This window comes from Streptomyces sp. PA03-6a, from assembly GCF_033792765.1.
Classification (GTDB): domain Bacteria; phylum Actinomycetota; class Actinomycetes; order Streptomycetales; family Streptomycetaceae; genus Actinacidiphila.
Genome location: NZ_JARAVK010000503.1, coordinates 1 through 2,581, shown reverse-complemented (window position 1 = coordinate 2,581; position 2,581 = coordinate 1). Strand labels below are relative to the sequence as shown.

Below are 2,581 nucleotides of genomic sequence, written 5' to 3'. Positions count from 1 at the left end.
CCCCGCGGCAGGGTCACGCCAGGTCGTCGGCGAGCTCGGCGACACCCGTTATCCGGTGCAGCGCGAAGGTGCGGACCTCGTCGGCGGTGTGGTCGTACGCGGTGACGAACCCGCCCTCCACCCGGATCGGGCCGATCACGCGCTGGCTCGCCGCGCCCTCCGCGTTGACGTAGCCGATCCACACCGACTCGCCGGTCAGCACCGCCGCCTGCATCGTCGCCAGCGTCTCGGCCGCCGCCGTGCGCGGCAGCCGGTCGTCGCCCTGGCCGCCCGGGCGCGCCGCGGACTCCCTGCGGACCGCGGTCGAGGCCCGGTCACCGGCCCGGATCGCCTTGACGGCCGCCCCGAGCAGTGTCCCGTCCGGGGTCGGCGGCCCGTCCACCACGGGTACCGGCGCGCTGCGCGGCGGGGTGCGCCGGGCGTCCGCGCGGGTGATCAGCACATCGCCCTCGGCGGACTCGGCCGCCGGCGCGTGGCCCAGCGCGCGCAGCCGCTCCAGCAGCGTCGCCGGATCGCTCTGCGCCGCCAGCACCGTCGGCGCGAGGCGGCGCAGCCCGAGGCCGGCCGCCCGGCGGTCGGCCAGCAGCTCGCTGAGCAGCGCGTCGTCGTCGCAGCGCACGTACGCCGAAGCCGCGCCCACGCGCAGGCGTCCGTGCCGGCGGGCGACGTCGTCCACGAGGTAGCTCAGCGGCTGCGGCACGGGCGTGCGCGAGTGCGCGGAGAGGAAGGCGTGCAGGTCGGCCGCGGTGCGGCCGGCGTCCAGCGCCCGGCGCACCGACTCCTGGGTGAAGCGGAAGACGGTCGCGCCGCCCTTGGACTCCACGTCCGCCAGGACGTGCAGGGTCTCGGCGAGGTGCGGCTGCAGAGGGCCCGGCGCGACCGCCGTCAGATCGGCCTGGAGCAGCACGTGGTCCAGCGGCTCCGGCAGCAGCGGCCCGAGCAGCACGGCCGCCGCGTCCCCGGAACGCCGCAGCAGCGCGCGGCCGTGCGCCGCCAGCGCGCCACGGCCGGTGACCCCCAGCATCTCCGCCTCCGTCACCGTCCAGCGCACCAGGTCGGCGCGGAGCGGGTCCATCGAGGCGCCGCCCCGCAGCGGGCGCTCCCAGCGCAGCCGGGCCAGCAGCGCGTCCTGGTCCGCCGAGGCGCCCTCGGGGAGCGCGGCCAGCAGCTCCAGCGTCCGGCGGCGCACCTCCGGGGCGAGCGAACGGTCCAGGTCGGGGCCGAGCGCCGCCAGCGCGCGGCCCTTCACGTCCCGTGTGCCGACGACCCCCGGTACGCGGGTGGCGGCCAGCCACGCCGTGACCAGGGCCGCCCAGCGGTCCTCGGCGGGCAGCGTCAGCCACCCGTCGGCCGCGGGGGTCGGCGCGTACGCCTCGTCCAGTTCCCCGTCCGCGGCGACCAGGCCCGCGGCGTACGCCACCTCCACCCAGAACGCGGCCAGCGGATCCGGCACGTCCAGTGCCGTGGCCACCCGCTTGAGGTCCCGCACGCTCAGCCCGCCCGCGCGCAGCACCGAAGGGCCGCCGGTCTCCCACTGCTTGAGCAGCTCCTCGACCGTACGGACCGCCGTGAAGGCCTGGCCCGCGGCGTTCCTGTCCACAGCCTGTGGATCGTGCTGCTTCGGCTCCACGGCCGGCGCGACCGGCTCGGGGGCGCGGTGCGCCCTGCCGTCGCGCAGATGCAGGGCCACCTCGCGGGGGAGCACGACGTTGCGCGCCCCGGCCGGCAGCAGCAGCCCGCGCTCCAGCAGCCAGGCCACCGGGGGCGGCGGCACCGACACGTCCGCCACCTCCCCGTACGGCGGGCCCCACGCCAGCCTGCGCAGCACCGCCCCGGCCTCCGGGGGCGCGCCGTCGAGCAGCGCCGCCATCCGCGCGGGGTCGGCGAACAGCGAGCTCAACGCCCCCACCGCGCTCACCGGGTCGTGCGTGGGCGGCAGCCCGGCCACCGTGAGGATCTGCTGCAACCGCGTCGGCGACATACCGGAGGTCGCCTCGGCCACGGTCGGCCCGAGGCCGGTCGGGGACGGGGTCCCCGCGGCCGGGGCCAGGATGTCGCGCGCCGTGCGCACCAGGCGCAGCCGGTCGTCCCCGCCCCACAGCAGTGCCTGCGCCCGCAGCGTCGCCACCGCGCCGGGCAGCGCCTGCGCCGACTCCGGGCCCATCAGCGCGGCGAGCGCGTCGTGTCCGGCGCCGTCCGGCGCGACGGCCAGGGCCTCGGCGGTCTGCAGCGTGAACCGGTCCAGGCGTTCGAGGGCGCGGACGACGGAGGCGCGGGTGCCGGCGCGGGTCGCCAGCTGCGAGAGGTCGTTCGGGACCGGGTTCAGCAGGTCCGGGCGCGCCCGGAGCAGTGCGGACAGCGCGTCGTCGCCGCGGGCGCGCAGATCCTCCGCGAGCGTGCGCGGCGCCGCCGCGGGGCCGTCAGTGCTCATCTCCCCCACATTAGCCCTGCCCGTCCCCAACCCATGGTGGGCGTCGCCCCCGCTTTTCCCCAAGCGTGTGCCCGGTGCCCGGGTGTGTGGGGTTGCGGGCAGTCGTCCCTGGGCATGGGGGTCCCCCCGGCCGAAGGCTGGGGGTGGGTG

General features: G+C 78.1%; 1 protein-coding gene. It reads right to left on the bottom strand.

What is annotated here, in order from left to right; all coding sequences use genetic code 11:
• Positions 1-13 precede the first annotated feature (13 nt).
• Positions 14-2,431 (bottom strand): helicase-associated domain-containing protein, encoded by a 2,418-nt coding sequence (locus PV350_RS46080; RefSeq protein ID WP_500339244.1) that lies wholly within the window; start codon positions 2,429-2,431, stop codon positions 14-16.
• Between the last annotated feature and the right edge of the window lie 150 nt (positions 2,432-2,581).

Bases quoted from the DNA above. Each gene is read 5' to 3' on its own strand.
- PV350_RS46080 (WP_500339244.1), bottom strand. From the start codon at position 2,431: ATGAGCACTGACGGCCCCGCGGCGGCGCCGCGCACGCTCGCGGAGGAT.